This window comes from Ectothiorhodospira sp. BSL-9, from assembly GCF_001632845.1.
Classification (GTDB): Bacteria; Pseudomonadota; Gammaproteobacteria; order Ectothiorhodospirales; family Ectothiorhodospiraceae; genus Ectothiorhodospira.
Genome location: NZ_CP011994.1, coordinates 3,337,127 through 3,362,367, shown reverse-complemented (window position 1 = coordinate 3,362,367; position 25,241 = coordinate 3,337,127). Strand labels below are relative to the sequence as shown.

General features: G+C 63.3%; 21 protein-coding genes and 1 pseudogene. 12 read left to right on the top strand and 10 right to left on the bottom strand.

Going from position 1 to position 25,241, the window contains the following annotated elements:
- Positions 1-15 precede the first annotated feature (15 nt).
- From ECTOBSL9_RS15350 to ECTOBSL9_RS15330, 5 genes are all read left to right on the top strand, one after another.
- Entirely contained in the window at positions 16-1,233 is a 1,218-nt protein-coding gene (locus tag ECTOBSL9_RS15350) for a tryptophan--tRNA ligase (RefSeq protein WP_063465784.1), read from the top strand.
- The gene (locus ECTOBSL9_RS15345; protein WP_063465783.1) at positions 1,230-2,096 is read left to right on the top strand and encodes a ScpA family protein; all 867 of its coding nucleotides are present in this window, start codon (positions 1,230-1,232) and stop codon (positions 2,094-2,096) included. Before ECTOBSL9_RS15350 ends, ECTOBSL9_RS15345 begins: the two co-directional genes overlap by 4 nt.
- Positions 2,093-2,641: an SMC-Scp complex subunit ScpB gene (scpB, locus tag ECTOBSL9_RS15340; RefSeq protein ID WP_063465782.1), complete on the top strand. Its 549-nt coding sequence runs from the start codon at positions 2,093-2,095 to the stop codon at positions 2,639-2,641. The genes ECTOBSL9_RS15345 and scpB overlap by 4 nt, the downstream gene beginning before the upstream one ends.
- Before the next feature lie 151 nt (positions 2,642-2,792).
- Entirely contained in the window at positions 2,793-3,587 is a 795-nt protein-coding gene (gene rluB, locus ECTOBSL9_RS15335) for a 23S rRNA pseudouridine(2605) synthase RluB (RefSeq protein WP_063465781.1), read from the top strand.
- Complete coding sequence (locus ECTOBSL9_RS15330; protein WP_063465780.1) at positions 3,584-4,270, top strand: endonuclease III domain-containing protein; 687 nt, start codon at positions 3,584-3,586, stop codon at positions 4,268-4,270. Before rluB ends, ECTOBSL9_RS15330 begins: the two co-directional genes overlap by 4 nt.
- A gap of 22 nt (positions 4,271-4,292) precedes the next feature.
- Here the strand turns inward: ECTOBSL9_RS15330 and ECTOBSL9_RS15325 are convergent, their stop codons facing one another.
- The 8 genes from ECTOBSL9_RS15325 to hpnC form a co-directional block, all read right to left on the bottom strand.
- Positions 4,293-6,353: a TonB-dependent siderophore receptor gene (locus ECTOBSL9_RS15325; RefSeq protein ID WP_168161581.1), complete on the bottom strand. Its 2,061-nt coding sequence runs from the start codon at positions 6,351-6,353 to the stop codon at positions 4,293-4,295.
- 19 nt (positions 6,354-6,372) lie between these two features.
- Complete coding sequence (locus ECTOBSL9_RS15320; protein ID WP_063465779.1) at positions 6,373-8,457, bottom strand: bifunctional diguanylate cyclase/phosphodiesterase; 2,085 nt, start codon at positions 8,455-8,457, stop codon at positions 6,373-6,375.
- Positions 8,454-10,811 carry a hybrid sensor histidine kinase/response regulator gene (locus tag ECTOBSL9_RS15315; protein WP_063465778.1) on the bottom strand — a complete coding sequence of 786 codons (2,358 nt, stop codon included), beginning with the start codon at positions 10,809-10,811 and terminating at the stop codon, positions 8,454-8,456. The genes ECTOBSL9_RS15320 and ECTOBSL9_RS15315 overlap by 4 nt, the downstream gene beginning before the upstream one ends.
- Positions 10,808-11,335 (bottom strand): YfiR family protein, encoded by a 528-nt coding sequence (locus tag ECTOBSL9_RS15310; RefSeq protein ID WP_063465777.1) that lies wholly within the window; start codon positions 11,333-11,335, stop codon positions 10,808-10,810. The genes ECTOBSL9_RS15315 and ECTOBSL9_RS15310 overlap by 4 nt, the downstream gene beginning before the upstream one ends.
- A 209-nt stretch (positions 11,336-11,544) precedes the next feature.
- A complete protein-coding gene (locus ECTOBSL9_RS15305; protein WP_063465776.1) occupies positions 11,545-12,291 on the bottom strand; it encodes an SDR family NAD(P)-dependent oxidoreductase in 747 nt (248 codons plus the stop codon).
- Positions 12,288-13,616: a hydroxysqualene dehydroxylase HpnE gene (gene hpnE, locus ECTOBSL9_RS15300; RefSeq protein WP_063465775.1), complete on the bottom strand. Its 1,329-nt coding sequence runs from the start codon at positions 13,614-13,616 to the stop codon at positions 12,288-12,290. Before hpnE ends, ECTOBSL9_RS15305 begins: the two co-directional genes overlap by 4 nt.
- Positions 13,613-14,476 (bottom strand): presqualene diphosphate synthase HpnD, encoded by an 864-nt coding sequence (gene hpnD, locus ECTOBSL9_RS15295; RefSeq protein WP_063465774.1) that lies wholly within the window; start codon positions 14,474-14,476, stop codon positions 13,613-13,615. The genes hpnE and hpnD overlap by 4 nt, the downstream gene beginning before the upstream one ends.
- A 45-nt stretch (positions 14,477-14,521) precedes the next feature.
- Positions 14,522-15,397, bottom strand: coding sequence for a squalene synthase HpnC (gene hpnC / locus ECTOBSL9_RS15290; protein WP_063465773.1), 876 nt, complete (start codon positions 15,395-15,397; stop codon positions 14,522-14,524).
- Positions 15,398-15,554: 157 nt separating this feature from the next.
- Between hpnC and ECTOBSL9_RS15285 the strand changes: the two genes are divergently transcribed.
- The 7 genes and pseudogenes from ECTOBSL9_RS15285 to ECTOBSL9_RS15260 all read left to right on the top strand — a co-directional run bounded on the left by ECTOBSL9_RS15285 (position 15,555) and on the right by ECTOBSL9_RS15260 (position 22,771).
- Positions 15,555-16,001 carry a GNAT family N-acetyltransferase gene (locus tag ECTOBSL9_RS15285; protein ID WP_168161580.1) on the top strand — a complete coding sequence of 149 codons (447 nt, stop codon included), beginning with the start codon at positions 15,555-15,557 and terminating at the stop codon, positions 15,999-16,001.
- A 242-nt stretch (positions 16,002-16,243) separates the two neighbouring features.
- Positions 16,244-17,269 carry a magnesium chelatase ATPase subunit I gene (bchI, locus tag ECTOBSL9_RS15280; protein ID WP_063465771.1) on the top strand — a complete coding sequence of 342 codons (1,026 nt, stop codon included), beginning with the start codon at positions 16,244-16,246 and terminating at the stop codon, positions 17,267-17,269.
- Positions 17,266-19,062 carry a magnesium chelatase subunit D gene (locus ECTOBSL9_RS15275; protein WP_063465770.1) on the top strand — a complete coding sequence of 599 codons (1,797 nt, stop codon included), beginning with the start codon at positions 17,266-17,268 and terminating at the stop codon, positions 19,060-19,062. Before bchI ends, ECTOBSL9_RS15275 begins: the two co-directional genes overlap by 4 nt.
- A 16-nt stretch (positions 19,063-19,078) precedes the next feature.
- A complete protein-coding gene (gene bchO, locus ECTOBSL9_RS15270; protein ID WP_063465769.1) occupies positions 19,079-19,981 on the top strand; it encodes an alpha/beta fold hydrolase BchO in 903 nt (300 codons plus the stop codon).
- Between the two features lie 116 nt (positions 19,982-20,097).
- The gene (locus tag ECTOBSL9_RS15265; protein WP_063466245.1) at positions 20,098-21,639 is read left to right on the top strand and encodes a phytoene desaturase; all 1,542 of its coding nucleotides are present in this window, start codon (positions 20,098-20,100) and stop codon (positions 21,637-21,639) included.
- Positions 21,636-21,773 (top strand): annotated as a pseudogene (locus ECTOBSL9_RS17900) (phytoene/squalene synthase family protein); the annotation flags it as partial. The gene ECTOBSL9_RS15265 and the pseudogene ECTOBSL9_RS17900, both read left to right, overlap by 4 nt.
- Positions 21,774-21,850: 77 nt before the next feature.
- Positions 21,851-22,771 (top strand): phytoene/squalene synthase family protein, encoded by a 921-nt coding sequence (locus ECTOBSL9_RS15260; protein WP_256366317.1) that lies wholly within the window; start codon positions 21,851-21,853, stop codon positions 22,769-22,771.
- On the opposite strand, the gene ECTOBSL9_RS15255 is transcribed toward ECTOBSL9_RS15260, so the two are convergent.
- Positions 22,768-23,598, bottom strand: a complete 831-nt coding sequence (locus tag ECTOBSL9_RS15255; RefSeq protein ID WP_240481009.1) for a carotenoid 1,2-hydratase — start codon at positions 23,596-23,598, stop codon at positions 22,768-22,770. The genes ECTOBSL9_RS15260 and ECTOBSL9_RS15255 overlap by 4 nt on opposite strands.
- A gap of 77 nt (positions 23,599-23,675) precedes the next feature.
- On the bottom strand, positions 23,676-25,178 hold the full coding sequence (gene crtD / locus ECTOBSL9_RS15250) for a 1-hydroxycarotenoid 3,4-desaturase CrtD (RefSeq protein ID WP_063465768.1): 1,503 nt from the start codon (positions 25,176-25,178) through the stop codon (positions 23,676-23,678).
- Positions 25,179-25,241 lie beyond the last annotated feature (63 nt).

Genomic DNA, 25,241 nt, shown 5'->3' with positions numbered 1-25,241 from the left:
GTGTGAGGAGTCCACTTGAGTTCCCTGCCGACACAAAATCAGCGCGTCCTGTCGGGCATGCGTCCCACGGGCCGGCTGCACCTGGGCCATTATCACGGCGTTCTCAAAAACTGGGTTGAACTGCAGCACTCCTACGAGTGCCTGTATTTCGTTGCCGACTGGCACGCCCTGACCACTCATTACGAAGACCCGCGCGTGCTCGGTGAGAGCGTATGGGAGATGGTGGTGGACTGGCTGGCGGCCGGGGTCAGCCCGGGTTCCTCGCGGATCTTCATTCAGTCCCGCGTGCCGGAGCATGCGGAGTTGCACTTGCTGCTTTCCATGATCACGCCTCTGGGCTGGCTGGAGCGGGTGCCCACCTACAAGGATCAGCAGGAGAAGCTCAAGGAGCTGGACCTGGCCACCTATGGGTTCCTGGGTTATCCCTTGCTGCAAAGTGCCGATGTGCTCATCTACAAGGCCGGTCTTGTGCCGGTGGGCGAGGATCAGGTGTCTCACCTGGAGGTAACCCGCGAGGTGGCCCGGCGCTTCAATCACCTCTACGGCTGCGAGCCCGGCTTTGAGGACAAGGCCGAGGCGGCGGTGGACAAGATGGGCAAGAAGAACGCCCGCATGTACCGGGATCTGCGCCGGCGCTACCAGGAGAAGGGCGAGGACGAGGCCCTGGATGTGGCTCGCGCCCTGCTGGAGACTCAGCAGAACATCTCTCTGGGGGATCGGGAGCGCCTGTTCGGGTATCTGGAAGGGGGTGGTCGCATCATTCTCCCCGAGCCCCAGCCGCTGCTCACCAAGGCCTCCAAGATGCCCGGGCTGGATGGGCAGAAAATGTCCAAGTCCTACGGCAACACCATCTCCCTGCGCGACGAGCCGGCGGATGTGGAAAAGAAGATCCGCACCATGCCCACCGACCCGGCCCGCGTGCGTCGCACCGATCCGGGTGATCCCGACAAATGCCCCGTATGGCAGCTGCATCAGGTGTACACCACCGAAGACGTACACAACTGGGTGCAGGAGGGCTGTCGCTCGGCCGGTATCGGCTGCCTTGAGTGCAAGCAGCCGGTGGTGGATGGGGTGCTGGCCGAACTGGGCCCCATGCAGGCCCGTGCCCGGGACTATGAGTCCGATCCCAACCTGGTGCGCTCCGTGGTGGCAGAGGGCTGCGAAGCCGCTCGCGACATTGCCCGGGATACCCTGGAAGAGGTCCGGCGCGCCATGGGGCTGGCCTACCGATGAACGATGGCTTGTCCGTCCCTTCGCCTGCGCACGAGGGCGCAGGGGAGGGGGAGGCGGTCACAGCCCGGGTCCGTGGCGAGCCGCTGACCCTCACGCCCAAGGATCTGTATATCCCGCCGGACGCCCTGGAGGTCTTTCTTGAGACCTTCGAGGGTCCGCTGGATCTGCTGCTGTATCTGATCCGCCGCCAGAACCTGGATGTACTGGATATCCCCATCGCCGAGATCACCCGGCAGTACATGAAGTACATCGAGCTCATGCAGGAACTGCGTCTGGAGCTGGCGGCGGAATACCTGGTGATGGCAGCGGTACTGGCGGAGATCAAATCCCGCATGCTGCTGCCACGTGCTGCCGAGGTGGAGGACGAGGAGGATCCCCGCGCGGCCCTGGTGCGTCGTCTGCAGGAGTATGAGCGTTTCAAGCAGGCGGCTGAGGATCTGGACGACCTGGCGCGCCTGGAGCGGGATATCTTCATGGCCGCCATGGAACCGCCTCCCATGCATCATGAAAAGCCCCTGCCGGACGTGGGCCTGGACGAGTTGCTACAGGCCTTTCGTGAGGTACTGGGGCGGGCCGATATGTTCAGCCACCACCAGATCCAGCGGGAACCACTCTCGGTGCGCGAGCGCATGAGCCGGGTGCTGGCCTCCCTGGGTGAGCGGGGTCATGTGGAGTTCTGCGCCCTGTTCACCGTGGAGGAGGGGCGACGGGGGGTGGTGGTCACCTTTCTCGCCATCCTGGAATTGATCAAGGGGCATCTGGTGGAGTGGGTGCAGGCTGAGGTGTATGCGCCCATCTACCTGCGCCCGGCGGGCCCCAATCCCGGCTGGGATGATGCCGGCGACACACAGCCGAACACATGACACCCGAACGACTGCAACGCATTCTGGAAGGCGCCCTGATGGCGGCGCAACGCCCCCTGTCCGTTGAAGAGCTGGAACGGCTGTTCGAGGCCGATGCCACCCGGCCCGAGCGGGCCAGCATCCGTGAGGCCCTCAGGGAGATTGCCGAGTCCTGTCGGGATCGCGGCTATCACCTCAAGGAGGTGGGCAGCGGTTACCGTTTCCAGGTGGATGAGGAGCTGGCCCCGTGGGTGTCCCGGCTATGGGAGGAGAAACCTCCCCGTTACGGCCGGGCGCTGCTGGAAACCCTGGCCCTGATCGCTTACCGGCAGCCCATCACCCGCGCGGAGATCGAGGAAGTGCGAGGGGTGGCGGTGAGCTCCCACATCATTCGCACGCTCACCGAGCGGGAGTGGATTCGCGTGGTGGGGCACAAGGAGCTGCCCGGGCGCCCGGCGCTGTTCGGGACCACCCGCGGGTTTCTGGATTATTTCAACCTCAAGTCGCTGGATGAGCTGCCCACATTGGCGGAGTTGAAGGACCTGGATCCGTTATCAGGGGGGTAGGGTAGGTGTGCTCGCCGCTCCTGCTGGGGTGAGATGGCCGGTCTCGAAAAGACCTGCGGCTTGCCTCATACTACTCAGCCCATGGGGAGCACTGTCAGTGTCTCCCCGGTTTCACCTTCCATCCACTGACTGTCTATCCACGGAATCCTTCATGACCGAACGCCTCCACAAACTGCTCGCCCAGGCGGGCCTGGGCTCGCGCCGCGAAGTGGAGCGCTGGATTGCCCAGGGCTGGATCACCGTCAATGGCAAGGTGGCCAAGGTGGGCGATCAGGCAGGGCCCGATGACGAGATCGCCATCCAGGGTCGCCCGGTCACCGTGGAGTCGCCGGATCTGCGGGTGCTGGCCTACCACAAGCCCGAGGGGGAGGTGAGCACGCGGTCCGACCCGGAAGGACGGGTCACCGTATTCGATCACCTGCCCAGGCTGCGCAAGGGCCGCTGGATCAGCGTGGGCCGGCTCGACATCAATACCTCGGGCCTGCTGCTGTTCACCACGGACGGGGAGCTGGCCAACCGCATGATGCATCCCTCCCGTCAGATGGAAAGGGAATACGCCGTGCGGGTGCTGGGTGAGGTGGATCCGGCCGTGATCCAGCGCCTCCAGGAGGGGGTCACCCTGGATGACGGTGAAGCCCGTTTCGATGAAATCCGCGAGGCCGGCGGCACCGGCGCCAATCACTGGTATCACGTGGTCCTGCGTGAGGGGCGCAACCGGGAAGTGCGCCGGTTGTGGGAATCTCAAGGGGTGACGGTGAGTCGCCTCATCCGGGTGCGCTATGGGCCGGTGGAACTGGATCAGGGTCTGCGTTCGGGGCGCTGGCGGGAGCTGGCGCCGGACGAGATGAAACGCCTGTACTCGGAACTGGACCTGAAATGGAAGCGCCCCCGTAAACCCGCGCGGATCGCCCGCCCGCCCGGCACCCGCCGTCTCCCAAGGCAGTGAATGCGCAGCGCCTGAAACAGGTGTTTGATCGTCTCTCCGAGCACCACGGCCCCCTGGACTGGTGGCCTGGCGACAGCGGGTTCGAGGTGATGGTGGGTGCCATCCTCACCCAGAACACCGCCTGGAGTAACGTGGAACAGGCCATCGCCAACCTCAAAAGGGCCGAGGTGCTTACGCCTGAGCGGATCCTGGCGTTACCACCCGAAGAGCTGGGGGTACTGATCCGCCCTTCCGGCTATTTCAATGTGAAGTCCAAGCGCCTGCGGTCCTTTTGTCAGTGGTACCTGGAGCAGGGCGGTGAGGCGGTCCTGAGCGCCTGGAATACCGGCATGCTGCGTACCAAGCTGCTGTCGGTGAACGGGGTGGGGCCGGAAACCGCCGATGACATCCTGCTGTACGCCTTTGAGCGTCCGGTGTTCGTGGTGGATGCCTACACCCGACGACTGTTCTCACGGCTGGGCATGGCCGACGGCGATGAGCCTTACGAGAGTCTGAGGGCCTCGGTGGAAGCCGTGATCGGTGATGATGTGCCGATGCTCAATGAGTTGCATGCGGTGATCGTGATCCATGGCAAGGACGTGTGCCGGCCCCGCCCCCGTTGCAATGACTGCGTGCTGCTGGAGGAGTGTCCGACGGGGCAGGGGCTGAACCGGTTCCCACCCGCCCCCACCCGTTCCCCCTGAGTGCCGACGGCGTTGGGTTTGGTCAGAAGCTGAGCCTGATCTGCCCGTAAACACCCCGACGCGTCTGGGCTGGCTGGAACGTTGGGGTCACGGAAAAATACTCGGTTCGTTCGGAATCCAGCAGGTTCTGCGCCACCAGGGCCAGCTCTATCGCGCTGTCCGGTCGCCAGGCCACCCTGAGATCCATGGTGGTATAGTCATCCAGCGGGGTGAGGAAGGGTCGGTCACGCGAGTCCACGTGCCTGACCCACATGTCCAGATCCGTGTGGTGATTGAGGCTCCATGAACTGCGCAACGAGGTGATGTGCCTGGGGATGAAGCTGGAAAACAGCTGATCCCCTCCCGTGAATTCACCCGTGTCATTGAAGCTGTAGGCGAGCTGGAAACGCAGCCTCTCCGTGGGCCTCCAGTCGCCTGAAAGCTCCACACCCGTTACGGTGAGTTCGCCGGTATTGATGAAATCATTGGGGGCGATCAGGTATTGACGATCTTCACTGATCAGGAGATCGTCGGGATCGGTGATCACCGTGGCCGTTCTGAGATTGTCGTAACGATGCATGAAGGCGGTCACGTCCAGATAGACTTCGGGGGAGAGCTGCCCCCGGTAACCTGCCTCGAACGCCGTCAGGCGTTCCGACCCAAAACGATCGTTACCGCGAACCTCACCCTGTATCGGCAGGCCGGCCACTGAGTCATCCAGCGGTGAGTCAAACGAGACCACGCCGGGTGGTGCCACCGTCAGGATGTAGTCTGCTGTGCGTTCCCCCCGTGAAGGAATGCGTTTGGCCTGGGAGAGTGAACTCCACAGGCTGTGTTGGGGCGTCATGTTCCACAGTATGCGGATGGTGGGCTGGATTTCGCTGCTGGTGTAGCTATTGTGATCCAGTCTGCCGCCAAGCGTCAGTCTCAGCCCCTCGGTCAGTTCAATCTCATCCTGAGCAAACAGGCTGGCAATGTGCAGGGTTTCCCTGGACTGCTCGATGCGAGTGGTCAGGCCGTCGGAGATGCTGTCCTGATACCAGCGATATCCGGCACCCCAGGTGAGCGTGTGCTGGCCCGAAAAACCGATACGCTGCTGTAATTCCAGATCAACGATATGCTGCTGTTGATCCGCCAGCATGGTTGCTTCCAGATCGGAGTAACTCCAGGAGGCATTGAGTCTGATTTCAGAGCGCTCCGAAGTCTTCCGGGTCATGCTGGTTTGTAGATCAGCGCCAGAGAAACGGTCGGTGATGTTTTCCACCCGTCGGTACAGGGGAGGAGGCTGGAAAGGATCCCTGACAACACCGATCCCATCCGACTCCGTTCTATAGAGATTGCCGGACACCATCCATCGGCCCGCCGTCTCGTCTCCATCCATGCGAAACCCGGCCGACAGGTGATTGGCTTGGTCGCGGTGATCATCGCCGGATTCCTTGAGGGAATCACGCTGGCCAGTGTTTTGCACATACACGTTGAAGCTGCTGTCTTCTCCCAGGCTGCCTCCCTGTCTCACCAGGCTGAACGGGCCGACATCATCACCATACCCGGCGCTGACCAGCGTGCCATGGGTGGTGTGGGATGAGCGGGTGATGATGTTGATGACACCATTGACCGCGTTCACACCCCAGACGGCTCCCCCCGGCCCCCGGATGACTTCGATGCGCTCGATGTTCGCCAGGGGGATCGGTAGCGTATTCCAGAGTACACCGGAAAAGTTGGGGCTGTAGGCGCTGCGCCCATCCACCAGCACCATGAGTTTGTTGGAGAGGTATTCCGTATGACTGCGGATGGAGACTGCCCAGCGATCCGCGCTGATACGGGCCACATCCACACCCGGAGCCAGGCGCAGGGCCTCCGGCAGGGAGCGGGCCCCCGATCGCCGGATGTCCTCAGCGGTGATGACGTGCACGGCGGCGGCCACATCGGACAGGGGCTGGGCGCCACGGCTGGCGGAGATCACCTCCTGCTGGAGCAGGTCTTCCAGAGACAGTTCAAGAAAACGCTCAATGTCCGAGTCCTGCGCGTGGGCACTGGCACCACAGAAGATGATCAGAAGACAGGAAATGACGGGGATGCGTCTGTGGGCTGCGAACCTGTCCATGACATGGGCACTCATGATGTTATGAGAGACGATCAAAATCCCAGCCCTGGCCAAGCAAGGCTGGGATCTGGTCTGCCGAAACCGGCTTGCTGAAGTAATACCCCTGGAGAGTATGACAGGACTGCTGCATCAGGATCTTCACCTGCTCCAGGTTTTCCACTCCCTCTGCGGTGACCGTGAAGCCCATGCTTTCACTCAAGGAAATAATGGCTCTTATGATCGCCAGGCTGCCGGGATCATGGGGTAGTCCACTGACGAAGCTGCGGTCCACCTTGAGGTTGTTCAAAGGCAGCCGTGTCAGGTAGCTCATGGATGAGTAGCCGGTGCCGAAATCATCGAGAGAGAATTTGACCCCCAGTTCCTGCAGTTCATGCAGGGTTTGCAGTGTGGTGATGCTCTCGTCCATGAGTATGGTTTCCGTGATCTCCAGTTCAAGGAATTCGGCACCCAGGCCGGTGTCCTCAAGGATGTCCCGCACCTTGCGCGTCAGGCTGCCGTTTCTGAATTGCACCGGGGAGAGGTTGACTGCCATCTCCAGCGGCAAGCCCATGGCCTGCCAGCGAGCGGCGTCCTGGCAGGCCATGCGCAAGACCCACTCGCCAATGGGGACGATCAGCCCATTGGCTTCGGCCAGGGGGATGAACTCCACGGGGGATATCAACCCCTGCTGCGGGTGCATCCAGCGGATCAGGGCTTCGACGGAGTGGATTTTCCCGGTCTGCAGGTCCACCTGGGGTTGATAGACGAGGAAAAACTCCTGTGATTCCAGGGCGCGGCGCAGGTCACTCTCCATGTTCAGACGCCGCATGGCCTCATGGGTGAGCGAGGGGCTGTAAAACTGAGCATTGTTGCGCCCCAGGAATTTGGCATGGTACATGGCCGTGTCGGCATGTTTGAGCAGTGTGTCTGCATCTTCCCCATCATCGGGAAACACGGCAATGCCGATACTGGCGGTGACGACCATCTCCCGATCTGCAATGAAGAATGGCTGTCGCATGAGTTCCTGTATCCGGTGGGCTGCCGCCAGGGCATCTTCGGGATGGTTCATGTCTGGAATGATGACGGTGAATTCATCCCCTCCAAGGCGGGCCAGACTGATGTTCTGATGCTGAATCGAGGGGCGGGAGACCGTATCCGTGGGACGCACACCCAGTCGCAGGCGGTGGGAGGCATGCTGCAGCAAGACATCCCCCGTGGCGTGGCCCAGCGTGTCGTTGATCTGTTTGAAGCCATCCAGGTCCAGGAACAGCACGCCCAGCTGACGGGCACTGCCTTGGGCGCGACGGATTTCACCCTCCAGGCGATCCACGAGATGCTGGCGATTCGCCAACCCCGTCAGCGTGTCGTAATAGGCCAGTCGGTGTATTTCATCGTCGGCTTCCTTGCGTCGTGTGATGTCTCGAATAAGGCAGAGTGTTTCCTGATCGTCGATGATCACGATACGGGTCTCAAAGTAGCGAACGGGCCCGTCCACCTCCTGAAGCGAGTATTCAATATCCTGCAGCTCGCCGGCTGAACGCGCCTGTTGTATGGCTTCCGTATAAGCCCGGGAAACCTCCTCGGGCAGGCTGTCCTGCAGACTGGCTCCGGGTCCGGGGTGGGCCTGATCATGGTGCCCTGCCAGTCGGTCCAGCACGGTGCCGTCATCACTGAGCCGGAGGAGGGTATCCGGTAGCGCACTCAGGATGGCGGCATTGCGAGCATTGGCCCGTTGCAGATCAAGTCGGGTGAGATGTGTGCGCCACAGGTACTTGATCCGGTGTCCGATGAGGTTCCAGTGGATGGGTTTGGAGATGAAGTCGGTGGCGCCAGCCTCGAAGGCACGGGCAATGGAGTCCACATCATCCATGCCGGTGACCATGACGATGGGCAGTTCGTCACCGGCCAGGTGGCGCAGGCGTCGGCAGGTCTCGAAACCATCCATGCCGGGCATGTCCACATCCAGCAGCACCATGTCGCAAGGTGTTTGGGCGAAACATGCCAGTGTCTGTTCACCATCCTCGGCTCTGATCGCCATGAAATCTGCCGCCTCCAGGGCAGCGGTCATCAGCATGAGCGCGGTTACATCGTCGTCAGCCAGCAGAATCCTTACAGGCTCGTTCATGGGGCCGCCTTGATCCGTTCGCGGATTTCATTGAGGGTTGCGCGTGATACCTGCTGGAATGATGTGGACAGACTATCGGTATCACGCATGCGATTCTCACGCGCGCAAATCTCCAGTTGCCGGCAGATCTCGGAGAGTTGCCTGGCCCCCACGTTACCGGAGCTGGATTTCAGGGCGTGGCTGGCGCTGCGCAGGCCTTCCATATCGCCCGTTGTCAAAGCCTTGTCAATCTTCTGGATCAGCGGGGGAGTGGTGTCCAGAAAGGCCTGAAATACTCTTGTCAGAAGGTCCTGGCCCGGGCTCAGAGCTTTCAGCTTATCGAGATCCTGCGGATGCAGCATGGCACGGTCATCGGGTTTGCATTCCTGGGCAGAGGACGCCGCGTGGGTGTGGGGGAGGGGGGTGGCAGGAAGCCATTGGCGCAGCAGGGTGTAGAATTGCTCGATGGTGTAAGGCTTTGGCAGACAGGCCTGCATGCCGACCGCCAGGCATCGATCCTGTTCCTCTTTGGAAGCATTGGCCGTCAGCGCGATGATGGGGGTCTTGTCGCGGCCTGGCACGCGACCTTCGCGTATCGCCTCGGTTGCCTGATAGCCGTCCATGATCGGCATGCGACAGTCCATCAGGATCAAATCCACCGCGTTTGCCGTCAGCATGGACAATGCCTCCTTTCCGTCATTGGCCATGCTGACCCGGAGCCCCAGCTGCTCCAGCATGGCACGGGCAACCAGTTGGTTGACCGGATTGTCCTCAACCAGAAGGATACATCCATCCAGTCTCCAGGTCCCGTTGATATCCTGCCCTGATCGGGTTTCCTCGGGCGTGTCTTGCGTATCGGTGGGGCAGGCACCCAGCGGTAGCTCCAGATGGACGCATAAAATCGACCCTTGTCCAGGAGTGCTATCCACATGGATGCTGCCTCCCATCAGTTCCACCAGACGCCTGCAGATCGCCAGCCCCAGGCCGGTCCCTCCGTAGCGCCGGGTCGTTGAGCCGTCTGCCTGAGCGAAACGCTCGAATATGAGATCCCTGGCCTGAGGCGCAATCCCGATGCCGGTATCCTTGACCTGCAGGTGAATGGACCCCTTCTGGTCTGGCCTGACCTTGATCGTGGCACACACGTGGATGCTGCCTTGATGGGTAAACTTGATCGCATTGCTCAGTAGATTGGTCAATACCTGGCGGAGCCTGAGGGGGTCGCCCCGAAACCAGAATGCTTTATCTGCGGGACAGAATTCCGTGGACAGGTTCAGGCCCTTTCTGGCGGCAGGTTCCTGGAATAATTGGACGCAGCCATGGACCAGCGCCACCAGATCAAAGTCCACCGACTCCAGATGCATATGGCCAGACTCCGCCTTGGAGAAGTCCAGGATATCGTCAATGATGCTCAGCAGGTGTCGGCTGGTCTCGAGGGCCGTTTCCGCATATTGGCGCTGTCTGGAGTCCAGGGGGCTGTGCAGCAGCAACTCGTTCATGCCCAGCACTCCATTCATTGGGGTCCGGATCTCGTGGCTCATATTGGCCAGAAACTCGCTCTTGGCCTGGTTGGCGGCTTCTGCGGCCTCCTTGGCTTGCAGCAACTCGGCGGTTCGGGTGGATACTTCTTCCTCCAGGCGCACCTTTTGCAAGCCCAGGCGTCGATCCCTTTCCTGGATTTCTTCCAGCATGCCGTTAAAGCCCTGTGCAAGTGTCCGGATTTCAAGGATGTCGCTGTTGCTGGCACGCACACCCAGGTCGGCAGCTTGCGTGACACGCTTCATCAGTGCAGTCAGGGCCGAGACCGGCTGGATCACGCGGGCGACCAGGCGTGCCATCAGAATCCGGCTGGTGAGCAGGGCCAGTGCGGCGGCCGCCGCCGTGATCAGGATCAGCACCACCATCTGAATGTAGAGCGATCGCAGTCCGATGACGGTTTGAATGGTCCCCAGGGTGTCATCTTGTAGCGTGATGGGTTGGGTCAGCCTGACCGCAGTCAGGCCGTAGCGGGTCTCTTCCTGAAAATGCCCCACATGATGAACACGAATGCCGGGTGCCGATTCATAGTGGGCGAAGGGCTCACCATGGCGGTCGTGGATGACCGCAGCCTGTACATCGGGGGAGTGACGCAGGGAGGCAAGCAGATCCCCGGCGGCCTTCTTGTCATCGAACAGCAAGCTCGCTGCGGCGTTGTCTGCCAGGACTCTGGTCTTCACCCGGTTGGCATCCACCATGCTGAGCAGGTTGACGGTCAGTCCCCCGAGAATGGTGATGATCGCCATGATGGTGACCGAGATCACCAATGCCGTGCCATTGATACGCCGCAGCCGGTCCGCGAGGGAGAGGGGTTGATCACTGCCGGGAGCGGTGGCGGTCATTGCTCCACCTCCTCCGCCAGGCGAAGCAATCTTGAACTGAGATTCAGGCCCTGGGCGCGCGCCGCGGTCAGGTTGGCCTCAAAGGCGATACGGTTGTGCTGGGTGATCATGTTGATCGCCACCCCGCGGCGCATGGCGCTGGGCGAGTCGGCCACCGTCAATACCGGTGAACCCTGTACTGTCCCGAGGATCTGCGGCAGCTGACCGATGGCAGCACGGCTGATGAACACCAATTCGCAGTTGCTTAACTCGGTCAGCGTGGGTGTTAAATGAACGCTCAGTCGGCGAGTCCCCACCGATCGTTCCTCGAGTTTGAGGAGGTCGTCGCCGAACGGGTCACTGCCGTACACGCACAGATTCAGGGTATCACCGACGTGTTCTGGCCACTCGGTGAAAAGAGCAAAGTTATAGAGAAAGGCCGCCTTGAGCTGGTACTCGGAAGGGGTGTCCGCGACCGTGTGGGCGGGTAGGCAAACAAGCAGGCAAAACAGTAGGGCCCGGGTAGCCCCTCTCATCGGCAGCATGCTGCCCGCCTGTGATTGATTTCCATACCGTCGAATGCTGTTCCGATGCGCATTTCCAATGGCGCCGCCGCCAAGGTTTTTCGTCAGAGCCGGATCTTTAAGTGGGAGTATAGGACAACCCCGGGGCGCTGTCTCCTCCGGGCCACCTTCTCCCCCCAGGGGGAGAAAGGCTTGGGCATCAGGGGCGGCAGAGTCCCATACACCCCCTGTCAGGCCAGCTTGAGGTTCTGCCCGGTCGTCTCCCCGGCATCCGGGCCCAGGAGATACAGATAGGGTCCGATCACCTCCGCCGGTTCAGGGTGTTGGCTGGGATCCTCTCCGGGGTAATGGTCGGCCCGCAACTGGCTCTGCACCGGGCCGGTATCCACGCCGTTCACCCGGATGCGTCGGGCCCCCTGGTACTCGGCTGCCAGGATGTCCAGTAATCCGCGCTGGCCGGCCTTGGCCACGCCGAAGGCGCCCCAGTAGGCGCGTTGGCAGTCCTGAGTGGAGAAGACAATGGCCGGGTCTGGCGCCTTTTCCAGCAGTGGGAGAGTGGCCTGGGTCAGCAGGAAGGGGGCGTGCAGGTTCACCGTGATGACGCGGGCCCACATTTCCAGGTCATATAACTTCAATGGGGTCAGAGCGCCCACCCAGCCGGCGTTGTGCACCAGGCCGTCCAGTCTCCCGAACTCGTTTCCCAGATTATCGGCCAGGTCCTGGTAGTCCTTGGCGGTGGCGCCTTCCAGGTTCATGGGGTAAATGCCCGGCTGCGGGCCGCCCTCGGCCTCGATCTCGTCGTACACCTTTTCCAGTGACTTGATCACCTTGTCCAGCAGCACCACGGTGGCACCGTGCCTGGCCAGTGCCAGGGACAGGGCACGACCGATGCCCCCGGTGGCGCCGGTGACCAGGATCACCCGATCCTTGAACAGGTCCGATGCGGGGGTGTAGTGGAGAAGTTGTTGCGGGATCATTGCGCTTCCGTTGTGGCTGGGGTCTGTTGAAGGATGGCCTGGGCGCATTGTAAACCACTGATCACGGCCCCCTCGAGTGTTGCGGGCAGGCCGGTATCGGTGTAGTCACCGGCCAGCCACAGGCCCGGTTGTGGCGTGGCGTTGCCCGGGCGCAGCCGGTCGCAGTCCACGCTGGCCCGGAAGGTGGCCTGCTTTTCACGGATCACCCAGCTTTTTTCCGGAAAAGGCCAGTCCGGGAACAGCATGTGCAATTCTGCCCGCACCTGGGCCGCCAGTGCCTGGTTGTCCATTCGCATGTGCGGCCCCGAAGCCGAGACAACCACGGCCATCAGTCCGGGCTGGCCCGTGACGCGGCGGTCGAAGGTCCATTGGCCAGTGGTGCCCAGCATGCCGAAAAAGGGCGTCTGCAGACGCACCGATTCGGGATACTGCAGATAAACGGTGCAGATGGGTTCGGTTCCCAGATCCTCGAGACCCTGGGTGATATCCGTCAGGCCGGACAGAGGCTTGAGCAGGCGGACGGCGGCAGGGTGTGCTGTGGCCAGGACCACCTGACGGGCGTCCAGCGTCTGGCCATCACGCAGGGCGAGAGTGAAACCCGTGCTTGTTGCGGTGATGCCCCGCACATGCGCGCCCGTGCGGAGTGTTCCGCCACGCTCCTCGATCCACTGGCGGGCGGGCTCCGGCAGGCAATCGCCCAGGCTCACCCTGGGAATCAGCAGATCCGCATGACTGCGGTGACCCGAGAACGCGCCGCGCAGCACCGCGCAGAACAGCCGGGCCGAGGCCTCCGTGGGCGGGGTATTCAGGGTGGCCAGGCATAGGGGTTCCCACAGACCGCGTACCAGGGCGTCCGGCTGTCCGTGTTCGTGCAGCAGGCGGCTGACGGAGATGTCCTCGGCCTGCTGCCAGCGCATCAGTCGGGCCAGGCCGGGGAGGGCGCGCAGCCGGTCACGCCCCTGCATGCCACGGGCGCTGAGCAGTCCGGCCAGGAGGTGCAGGGGCGCGGGCAAATAGAAGCTGGCCAGGCCGATTCCCGGGGAGCCGGCCTCGCGCATGTTCAGGTCCAGGGGCAGGCGCACGAAGGCGCGGGACTCTTCCATGCCCAGCGCCTTCATCAGCCTGAGGGTGTGCTCATAGGCGCCCAGCAGCAAATGCTGGCCATTGTCCAGGGGCATGCCGTCCATATCCACGCGACGCGCGCGCCCACCCAGGCGTCGGGCGGCCTCCAGCACGGTGACCTGGTGTCCCGCCTCGGTGAGGCGTACGGCGGCGGAGAGTCCGGCCCAGCCGCCACCGACGATGCAGATGTCGTGCTGGGTCATCCCTTCATGGCCTTGCGGTGAAGACGTTTTTCCCGCCGCGCGGTCCGCCAGGCAATCCAGAGCTTGCGCACGGGCGTCAGCCGGACACGCTGTTCCAGTACCCGGTAACCGTCGGCGGCGATCTCGTCCAGCAGGGTGCGGTAGATGGCGGCCATGATGATGCCGCTGCGCTGGGCATGGCGGTCGGTCTCGGGCAGGTGCTCGAAGGCGCGCCGGTAATAGTCGCGTGCCCGGTCGGCCTGGAAGGCAAACAGGCTCCGCAGCCGCTCCGAGGTCTGAGGTCGTTGCAGGTCCGCGGGCTGAACGCCAAAGCGCTCCAGTTCGTCCAGCGGGATATAGATGCGGCCACGGCGGGCGTCTTCCAGTACATCACGCAGGATGTTGGTCAGCTGGAAGGCCATGCCCAGATCGTGGGCGTAGCGGGCGGTCTTGCGGTCCTCGTAGCCGAAGATCTCGGCAGACATGAGCCCCACCACCGAGGCGACGCGGTAGCAATAAAGCGACAGTTCGGTGAAGGTGGGGTAGGCGTCGAATTCCAGGTCCATCTGCATGCCGTCAATGATCTCCCGGAAGTGCTCCTCCGGGAGGTTGAAGCGCTCAATGCAGGGTTGCAGGGCCTGGCAAACCGGATGGGACGGCTGGCCGCCGAAGGTTTCCGATACCTGATCCCGCCACCAGTCCAGCTTGGCCCGGGCCACGGCCGGATCCTGGCATTCGTCCACCACATCATCCACCTCCCGGCAGAAGGCGTAGAGCGCGGTGATGGCCCGGCGGCGTTCCGGCGGCAGGAACAAAAAGCTGTAGTAGAAGCTGGATCCGCTAGCGGCGGCCTTTTCCTGGCAATACTGATCGGGAGTCATGGATCTGGTTCGCTTGGGCGGTGAATGCGTAAACTACCATACCTGTTATACGGGCAGGCGCCCGTGCAGCAGTCCGTCCCGGAGGATGACCAGGTAATCCCGGCTGCCCAGGCGTGGACGGGAGAACAGGTCCTTCTGCTGGCGCTTCAGATGCCAGACCACCCGGGCGCCGGCCACGATGATCAGGCGGATCTCCAGTCCCACGCGACCGGGCAGCATGGCCCCCAGTGGTGCGCCGCTGCGTAGCAACTGATCGGCGCGCTGGAACTGCTTGCACATGAGTTTTCGGAAGGCATCATCGGTGATCCGATCGCGGAAATGGGCCTCGGTGACCCCGAAGGCCTGCATTTCCTCCTGCGGTATGTAGATGCGCCCCATTTCGTGGTAATCCTGGGCCAGGTCCTGGTAGAAGTTGATGAGTTGCAAGCTGGTGCAAACCGCGTCGGACAGCGCCAGGCGCCTGGGGTCGGCCTGGCCGCTCAGGTGCAGGAGCAGTCGCCCCACCGGGTTGGCAGAGCACCGGCAGTACTGGACCACATCGCCGAAGGTGGCGTAACGGTGAGTGGTCACATCCTGACGAAATGCGGTGAGCAGATCATGGAACAGCCCCACGGGGAGGTGGAAGGTCCGGATGGCATGGGCCAGGGCGATGAAGGTGGGGTCGTCATCCGGCTCACCCGCGGCGGCGGCATCGACCTGTTTTGCCAGGTCATCCAATGCCCGCAGGCGTTCTTCGGCGGGGCGCTCACCCTCGTCCGCCAGGTCGTCTCCGCGGCGGGCAAAACTGTAGATCGCGGCGACCGGCCTGCGCAGATGGGCTGGAAGCAGGCGCGAGGCCACCGGGAAGTTTTCGTAATGGCCATGGGCCTGACGCAGACATTCGCGGTAGGCCTGTTCCACATTCTGGCTGACAGCGTGCATGCTCCCACCGGGCATGGTTCAAATGGCGTGGAGTTTACCATGGCCAATGGCGGGAAGAGATCAATGGGTTCCTTGGACAAAGAGATGAAGCATTCCGATGTGGTATCACCCGGCATATCTTGACTTGCGGGCCGCATCGGTCGAGGACAGTACGGCCTTGCGGCGCTTGCCATGCAGCGGTGAGGAGGTCGTCTGGGCCTTCCCCGATGCTCCCCGGCCCCTGCATGATGCAGGCTTGCAGGACTGCATCACTCGGTGTTCGGAAACCGTCGTCGGTGTCTACCGGGGACGGGTGATCGCCTTTGGCGGTCTGGGCAGGATGCAGCCCGGGGGGTACGGTTTTTTGCGGCACCTGATCGTGCACCCCGACTATCGCGGGCGAGGCGTGGGGGCGAGGGTGCTGCGTCATCTGGTCCAAAGGGCCTTCGAGCATCATCGCTCCCGGGAGATGCATGTCCGGGTTTCCTCCCGCAACTTGCCGGCCACCCTGTTCTTCTACGAGTTGGGGTTTTTGCCCTATGGCATGTTATCCGGTGAGACCGACCCTTACGGAGGTGGCATGATGCGCCTGCGCCTGCGCTGGGGCGATCTGGAAGAGGAATAGAGGAGGGAAGCCCCTGACCCCCGTCAAGTTGGTTGTGATTTGCCACCGGCGCGGCGGGAGTTGCCTTTGTTTTTTTACGTCGTTTGGGGGAACATTACCGGCTTTACGCTGCGGCGCAGGGGTATGCTCGGTACGCACCGCCGGGAGGGTCTGTTAAGATCGCCCCCGCATCGCACCTCAAAACCGGCAGAGGCATGGGTGTTTCCGTGCACGGCCGCTACCTAAGGCAGAACAAACAGACTATGGCTTTGACGTTTCCGTTTTCGGCGATTGTCGCGCAGGACGAGATGAAGCTCGCCATCCTTATCTCCGCCATTGATCCGAGTATCGGCGGAGTGCTGGTGTTCGGGGATCGGGGTACCGGCAAATCCACCACGGTACGCGCCCTGGCAGCCCTGTTGCCGCCCATGGAGGCGGTGGTCAACTGTCCCTATGGTTGTGCTCCGGGTAAGCAGGCGGGTCTGTGCAAGGTTTGTGATGGGCCCGATGCCAAGGATAAACCCAAGACCCGCCAGGTGCCGGTTCCCGTGGTGGATATGCCGCTGGGTGTGACCGAGGACCGCGTCGTGGGTGCCCTGGATCTGGAACGAGCCCTCACGCAGGGGGAGAAGGCCTTCGAGCCGGGCCTGCTGGCCCGTGCCCACCGAGGCTTCCTGTACATTGATGAGGTCAACCTGTTGGAAGACCATCTGGTGGACCTGCTGCTGGATGTGGCCGCCTCCGGCGAGAACGTGGTGGAGCGTGAAGGGCTGAGTGTGCGCCATCCCGCCAAGTTCGTGCTCATCGGCAGTGGGAACCCGGAAGAGGGTGAACTGCGTCCGCAGTTGCTGGATCGCTTCGGGCTCTCCGTGGAGATCAGCACCCCCGAGGATCTGCCCACCCGTATCGAGGTGGTGCGGCGTCGTGACGCCTTCGAAAAGGATCCTGAGGGCTTCACCAAGCGCTTCGAGAAGGAAGATGCGGAACTGCGCAAGAGAATCACGGCCGGCCGTGACCTCCTGCCGGAGGTGGTGGTGCCCGATGCCGCCCTGGAGCGGGCTGCCCAGCTTTGCCTGGCCCTGGGGACCGACGGTCTGCGCGGTGAACTCACCCTGATCCGTGCCGCTCGCGGACTGGCAGCCTTCGAGGGTGACAAGGAGGTGACCGATGAGCATCTCAAGCGCGTGGCACCGCCGGCCCTGCGGCATCGCCTGCGCCGTAACCCGCTGGATGACGCCGGTTCCTCCGTGCGTGTGGGGCGTGCCATCGAGGAGCTGTTCGGCGCATGACCGAAACCATGGCCCCCGAACTCACGCCGTGGGCATTGGCCAGCATCGCCGGCGGTCTGTTTGCCGTGGATCCCGCAGGTTGCGGCGGCGTGGCGGTGCGTGCCCATGCCGGTCCGGTGCGTGACCGCTGGCTGGAACAGCTGCGACAGTTGTTGCCCGACAAGGCGCCCATGCGGCGTCTGCCCCTGCATATCGCCGATGGCCGCCTGCTGGGTGGTCTGGATCTGGCCGCCACGCTCAAGGCGGGAAAACCCATTGCTGAACGAGGCCTGCTGGCTGAATGTGACGGCGGTGTGGCGGTCATGGCCATGGCAGAGCGGCTGACCTCGTCCACGGCCGGCCGGGTGGCGGCGGTGATGGATGCCCATGAGGTGGTCCTGGAGCGGGATGGGCTGGGAATGCGTGTACCCACCCGGTTCGGGGTGGTGGCTTTGGATGAGGGGATGTCCGAGGAAGAGCAGGTGCCCGATGTCCTGATGGACCGGCTCGCCTTCCATATGAACCTGATTCCCATCGCCGTGCGCGATATGGACGAGCCCCTGTGGACCAGCGAAGACGTGAGCCGGGCCCGGGAATTCCTGCCCACTGTAGAAGTGAGCGACAAGATTCTGGAGGCCCTGTGTGGCACGGCCCGGGCCCTGGGCATCGCCTCCCTGCGGGTGCCGTTCCTGGCCCTGCGCGCAGCCCGCGCGGCCGCAGCGCTGGACGGTCGGGAACAGGTATCGGAAGAGGATGCGGCCCTGGCTGCACGCCTGGTGCTGGCCCCCCGGGCCACCATGTTGCCACCCTCCGAGGACGACATGCCCGAGGAGCAGGAGCCGCCACCGCCGGAGGAGCCACCGGAGGAGGAGCAGAACCAGGAGAACCAGGAAGATCAGGACCCGGCAGAACTGGACAAGCCCCTGGAGGATCGTGTGCTGGAAGCCGCCAAGGCCTCGTTGCCGGCGGGCTTGCTGGCACAGTTGCAAGCCGGGTTGGGTGCCCGTTCCCGTTCTTCTGCCGCCGGCAAGGCCGGTGCGCTGCAGCAGGGTAACCGCCGTGGTCGTCCCATCGGCACCCGCCGCGGGGAATTGCGGGCCGGCGCCCGATTGAATGTGATTGAAACCCTGCGTGCCGCTGCCCCCTGGCAGCCACTGCGGCGGGCACAGGCCCTGGCCGATGGCAGTTCTACCAAGAGCCTGCGGGTGCATGTACGCCGGGATGACTTCCGCATCACCCGTTTCAAGCAGCGCACCGAGACCACCACCATCTTTGCGGTGGACGCCTCGGGTTCGGCTGCGCTGCATCGACTTGCCGAGGCCAAGGGTGCCGTGGAATTGCTGCTGGCGGACTGCTATATCCGTCGTGACCGGGTGGGCTTGATTGCCTTCAGGGGCACGGAGGCTGATCTGCTCCTGCCGCCCACGCGTTCACTGGTGCGCGCCAAACGCAGCCTGGCGGGTTTGCCCGGCGGCGGAGGCACGCCACTGGCGTCTGCCATCGATGCGGTGCGGGAACTGGCCGAGTCGGTCAAGCGGCGTGGTGAAACCCCCGTGGCCGTGTTCCTGACCGACGGTCGGGCCAATATTGCCCGGGACGGCAGTCAGGGACGCACCAAGGCGACGGAGGATGCCCTCGGGGCGGCCAAGGAGCTGGCGGCGGAGCAATTCAAGATCATCCTGGTGGATACCTCACCACGGCCCCAGCGCAGTGCCCAGGAGTTGGCCATGGCGATGCAGGCGCAATATCTGCCATTGCCTCATGCCGATGCGGCCACCCTGTCCAGCGCAGTCCAGACGGCCAGTAGCAGTTGATCGCAGTGTTGAAGCCATGATCGCCACGAGCCAATGGCCCGACTGGGAGCGGGAGGGCAAGGATTGGCCCAACCGCCAGTCCAGCCGCTTCGTGACCGCTGGCGGGGTGCGCTGGCATGTGCAGCATATGGGCAAAGGGCCCTGCGTGCTTTTGATTCATGGCACCGGTGCCGGCACCCATAGTTGGCGGGATGTGATGCCCTTGCTGGCCCGTGAGTATACCGTGGTCGCTGTGGACCTGCCGGGGCACGGTTTCTCCCGCCCCCTGGATGATGATCCTGCCCCCTTCACGTTGCCCGGTATGGCCTGTGCCCTGGGGCGGTTGCTGAAGGCCCTGGATGAACGACCTGCTTTGGTTGTGGGACATTCTGCGGGGGCGGCCGTGGGCGCGCGCCTGTGTCTGGACGGCTGGGCCCGGCCGGGCACCTTGATGAGTCTCAATGGCGTGATGTTGCCCTTCCCGGGGGCCGTCACCCTGATGTTTTCCAATGTGGCACGACTGCTGTCCATGATGCCCATGCTGCCCCAGATGGTGGCCTGGCGGGCTACCGATCGGCGCGCGGTGGAGGATTTGTTACGCGGCACCGGCTCCACGGTGGACCCGCGCGGTACCGAGTTTTACGGGCGCCTGATGCGCCATCCCGGGCATGTGGCGGGGGTGCTGAAGATGATGAATCACTGGGATCTGCAACCCCTGGCAGAGGATCTGCCGCAGTTGCCGGTGGATCTGGCGCAGATTGTTGGTGACCGGGATCGCATGGTGCCCCTCTCCGAGGCCTTGAGGGTGCAGACCCGTGTGCTTGGGTCGAGCCTGTTGCGGTTGCCAGGGCTGGGGCATCTGGCCCATGAGGAGCGACCCTCGCTGCTGGCGCAGCAGATGGCGCGTCATGGGGTCAGCGATCCTGTCGGGGTGTCTTGATCCGTCTTTGTAATCGAAGTCAATTACTCGGGGATTTTACGCCTGCATCCTGTCTGGTCAGGGGTGGGGACCCCTGCTAGACTGCCAACCAAGACTTACACTTCATAGGGTTGCCCGTGACCACAGTTGCCGAGCCTGCCACCTCGTCCCCTTCTGTTGATGATACCCGCCCGCATGCCGTGGTGATTGGCAGTGGTTTTGGAGGGCTGGCGGCAGCCATCCGGCTCGGTGCCCGCGGCTATCGGGTGACCGTGCTGGAGAAGCTGGATGCCCCCGGTGGTCGCGCCTATGTGTTCCGCCAGGACGGTTTCACGTTCGATGCCGGGCCGACCATCGTCACCGCACCCTTCGTGCTGGAGGAACTCTGGCAACTCTGCGGTCGGCGCATGGAAGACGACATTGACCTGCGCCCCATGGACCCCTTCTACCAGATCCGTTTTCATGATGGCGAGGTCTTCAACTACTGGGCCGACGTGGAAAAGGTGCGCGAGGAGGTGAAACGCTTCGCCCCCGATGATCTGGAAGGTTACGATGCCTACATGAAGGCCAGCGAGGCCAACTACAAGGTAGGCTTCGAGGATCTGGCGCATGTCCCCTTCAATTCCATGCTGGACATGGTCAAGGTGGTCCCGGACCTGGTGAAGCTGCAGAGTTATCGCAGCGTGTACGGGATGGTGGCCAAATACATCAAGAACTCCCGGCTGCGCGAGGTGCTGAGCTTCCATCCCCTGCTGGTGGGGGGTAATCCCTTCCGTACCACCTCCGTCTACTGTCTGATTTCCTATCTGGAGCGGCGCTACGGCGTGCACTTCGCCATGGGCGGCACGGGCCGCCTGGTGGAAGGTCTGGTGGACCTCATCCAGGGGCAGGGCAACGAAGTGCGCTGCGGCCAGGAAGTGGCCAACATCAATGTACAGTCCGGGCGGGTGACCGGGGTGCGCATGAAGTCGGGCGAATCCATAGCCGCCGACATCGTCGTCTCCAATGCCGATTCCGCTTTCACCTATCGCAACCTGGTGCCACCGCCGGCCCGCCAGCGCTGGACCAACAACCGCATTGAGCGGGCCCGTTACTCCATGAGCCTGTTCGTATGGTATTTCGGCACGAAAAAGCGCTACGAGGACGTACCGCATCATTCCATCATCCTGGGGCCGCGCTACAAGGAACTCATCGAGGACATCTTCCAGCGCAAGATCCTTGCAGAAGACTTCAGCCTGTATCTCCATCGGCCCACCAAGACCGATCCCTCCCTGGCGCCGGAGGGATGCGATACCTTCTATGTCCTCTCGCCGGTCCCGCACATGCAAAGCGGTGTGGACTGGGCCGAAAAGGCCGAGCCCTATCGGCGCAAGATCTCCGAATTCCTATCTTCCAGCATACTGCCCGATCTGGAGCAGCAGGTGATCAGTTCCCACATGATCACCCCCCAGTACTTCCAGGACGACCTGAACTCCTTCCGCGGAGCCGCCTTCGGTCTGGAGCCGATCATGCTGCAAAGTGCAGGATTCCGGCCCCACAACAAGAGCGAGGACGTGAAGGGACTCTACCTGGTGGGCGCCGGAACACATCCCGGCGCCGGTTTGCCTGGGGTGATCTCCTCGGCGCGAGTACTGGACAGCGTGGTTCCGGATGCAGCCCAAGTGAAAGGTGCCCGATGATGCAAGCAACCCCCAAGACCAAGCGACCCACGCGGGCCGCAGACATGGCGGCCTGCCGTTCCCTGTTGTGTGACGGCTCCCGGTCCTTCTATGCAGCCTCCCTGTTCCTGCCCCGGCAGATCCGGGAGCCCGCCACGGCCATGTATGCCTTCTGCCGGCTCGCTGATGATGCCATTGATCTGGATGATGGCCGGGGGATGGTCTGGAGCGCATGCAGGATCGCCTGGATCGTATCTATGAGGGCAAGCCCCGCGATTTCTCCGCGGATCGGGCCTTTGCCCGGGTGGTCCAGCGTTTCTCCATCCCCAAGGCGCTCCCTCAGGCCCTGCTGGAGGGCTTTGAATGGGATACGGGCGGGCGTACCTACCCCGACCTGGCATCGCTGGAGGCCTATGGTGCCCGGGTGGCGGGTACGGTGGGCGCCATGATGACCCTGGTCATGGGGGTGCGCTCCCCGGATGCCCTGGCACGGGCCTGCGATATGGGCGTGGCCATGCAATTGACCAACATCGCCCGCGACGTGGGCGAGGACGCCCGGAACGGTCGCATCTACCTGCCGCTGAACTGGATGGAGGAACACGGCATTGATGTGGAGGCCTTCCTGGCCGATCCGACATTCACCCCGGAAATAGCACAGGTGGTCCAGCGTCTGCTGGAGGCCGCTGACAGGCTGTATGAGCGTGGCTCTGTGGGCGTTCAGACCCTGCCGCCCTCATGCAGGCCAGGGATTCAGGCGGCCATGGCGCTGTATTCCGAGATCGGCCGGGAAGTGGAACGCAATGGCCTGGACTCCATCAATCAGCGCGCCGTGGTGTCGCCGTCCCGGAAGATCCTCGCCCTGACCCAAATGTTCCGTCGCTTCAGCGACAAACAGCTGACCGTGATGAACCGTATCCTCGTGGAGGAGCCGCTGGAGGCCAATCGTTTTCTGGTGGACGCCGTGCGCGAGCATCCCTTTGGTCGCGACAGCATCCGTCCCACGGCCATGGCCATGGGACGGGTGGAGCACCGCCTGATGTGGCTGCACAACCTGTTCCACCGTCTGGAGGAACGGGATCGTTCCATGCGCCCGGCTCGCAAGACCAGCGCACTGGCCCGCAATCGGGACCGCGGGGACGTGGCCCTGGGCTAACTCCGGGCCCGGCGGGGCATTCTGAAGGGCAGCATCAACTGCACCACCGGACTCTCGAAGCGATTCAGCGAGAGGCTTTCGTGGAAAGCAACGGCCTTCTCCCCGTGGATGCGGGCATCCACCAGGGAGCGCGCGTAGAAGGGGGTGTCTTCCAGGGTGTGTCGGATGGTTGCGCTGCCTGCGTCGGCGCGGGTGGCCCTGGGGGCGCGCCAGATGCGCGCCGTGGGCAGGCCGTGCGCTGGCGGCGCTTCCACCTCCCGCACCTTTCCGTCCGCATCGAAGCGCAGTGAGAGCAGGCTGTGACCACCGTCCCGGCGGTCCGCCTCGTAGAGGACCACGGTCTCCTGATCTTCCATCACGGCCCGTGACCAGTCCCAGTAGCGGAAACCTTTCTCCACGGGCTCCTCACCCCGGTTGCTGTCCAGGTAGCCGCGTCCCTCCCATTGCAGCCCGGGTTGCTCCAGGTCCACCTCCACTCGCGCCGAGGGCGCGATAGGGCGCCATTGGTGCAGGCCCTTGCCGTCCAGGGCGAAGCTGTATCCGGTAAGGCAGTGGGGTGTCAGGCGCACCTGTCCTCGCAGTTTGGAGGGGATGGGTGCGGTGGTCTCGTCGATGGTCACCGTGAGTACCTTGCCATCCCAGGACATGGCGCTGGGGCCGATGGTCAGGTTGTGGCTGTCCCGCGCCAGATCGCCCCGGCCCCGTTCCGTCATGGCCCAGCGCTTCACGTCGCCGTACAGGGCGACGTTGATGGCGCAGTGGTGATTCGGGTCCGGATTGCCGCGGCGGCGGGCCCAGGCATAGTAGGGGGAGAAGACGCTGCCCACGAAGCCGATCAGGGTGATGCCGTAGCGGCCGTCATCGCTCAGGGCGTCCAGGTACCACCACAGGTAACCTCCGGGGGTTACCGTTTCCGTGAAGTCAGGTCCTTGCGCAGGGCCGATGCTGCCAGACGTCCCGAGAGGGTCGCCATCGGCACCCCCGCGCCCGGGTGCACGCTCCCCCCGGTCAGGTACAGCCCCGGTATCCGGCTGCGGGCCCCCGGACGATTGAACGTGGCCCTCCATCCATGTGTGGCCTGGCCGTAGAGGCCCCCTCCCGTTCCCGGAAACAATCCCTCGAACTGGGTCGGCGTAGTGACCACGGGTTGGTCCGAGCCCGTTTTCACCTGCAATCCACAGCGTTCCAGCACCCGGAAGGCATTGTCCTGGCATTGAGCGATCTCCTGTTCATCGAAGGTATGGCGGTCGCCGATGGGCGGGGCATTGATCAGGCACAGCATGCGTTCGGGACCGGATACCCCGTTGCCGTCCCGATCGCCACGGTCCTGAGCGCAGATGTACACCGTGGGTTCAGCCGGCACTCGCCCTTGGTTGAAGATATGTTCGAATTCGGCCGGGTAATCACGGCAGAAAAACACATTATGACGCAGCAGCGGGAATCCGTCAGTGGGTGCCACCAGGTTCCAGGTCATGGCCGACAGGGAGCGCCCTTCGCGGGCCACCGGCGCCACGGCACGGCAGGCCTCCGTGCCCAAAAGGCCCTGGCTCAGGGCCGAGATGTCCGTGTTGGAGATGACCGCGTCGGCGGTGAGGGTTTCGCCGTCGCCCAGACGCACCCCGGTCACTCGGCCGCCGCGGGTTTCGATGGACTCCACACGGGTGCGATAGCGTACCGTGGCACCGCGTTCCTGGGCCAGGGAGGCGAGGGCCTCGGGGATGCGGGCCATGCCGCCCTCCACCATCCATACTCCTTCCTGCTCCACATGGGCCACCAGCATCAGGGTGGCCGGGGCCAGGAAGGGGGATGAGCCGCAGTAAGTGGAATAGCGCCCGAACAGTTGCCGCAGCCGGGGATCGTGGAAATGCCGACCCAGAGCGTTCCAGAGGGTGTCGTAGGGCGAAATGCGCATGAGTCCACCCAGGCCCCGGATGCCGGCTCTTCCCACCAGGCTCAGGGGTGTTGGACGGGTATCGCGGATGAACGGGCCTTCCAGGGTCTGGTAGGTGCGTCGTGCCCGATCGCAGAATTCCTGAAACCGCCTGGCTTCGGCGGCGCCGGCGAAACGGCCCACCGCATCCACCGAGGCATCGTGATCCGCGTGCAGGTCAAAGCGCTCATCCTCGCTCCAGGCGTGGCGAGCCAGGATTGACATGGGTTGCAGATTCAGGTGATCGGTCAGGGAAGTGTCAACTGAATCGAACAGTTCCTCGAACACCCAACGCATGGTGAACACGGTGGGACCTGCATCGATTCGGGCGTCGCCGACACCCACCTCCCGGATTTTGCCGCCGGGGCGTGCGGCCTGCTCGAGAACCGTCACATTCATCCCGGCGTGAGCCAGTTCCAGGGCGGCAGAGAGGCCTGCGATGCCCGCGCCAATGATGGCGATATTGGGTGTGCCCATGTGATTCCTTGTCGTTCGGCCAACGCCTTTGACTCGGCCCTGGCTTGTGTCTATGCTGAGCGA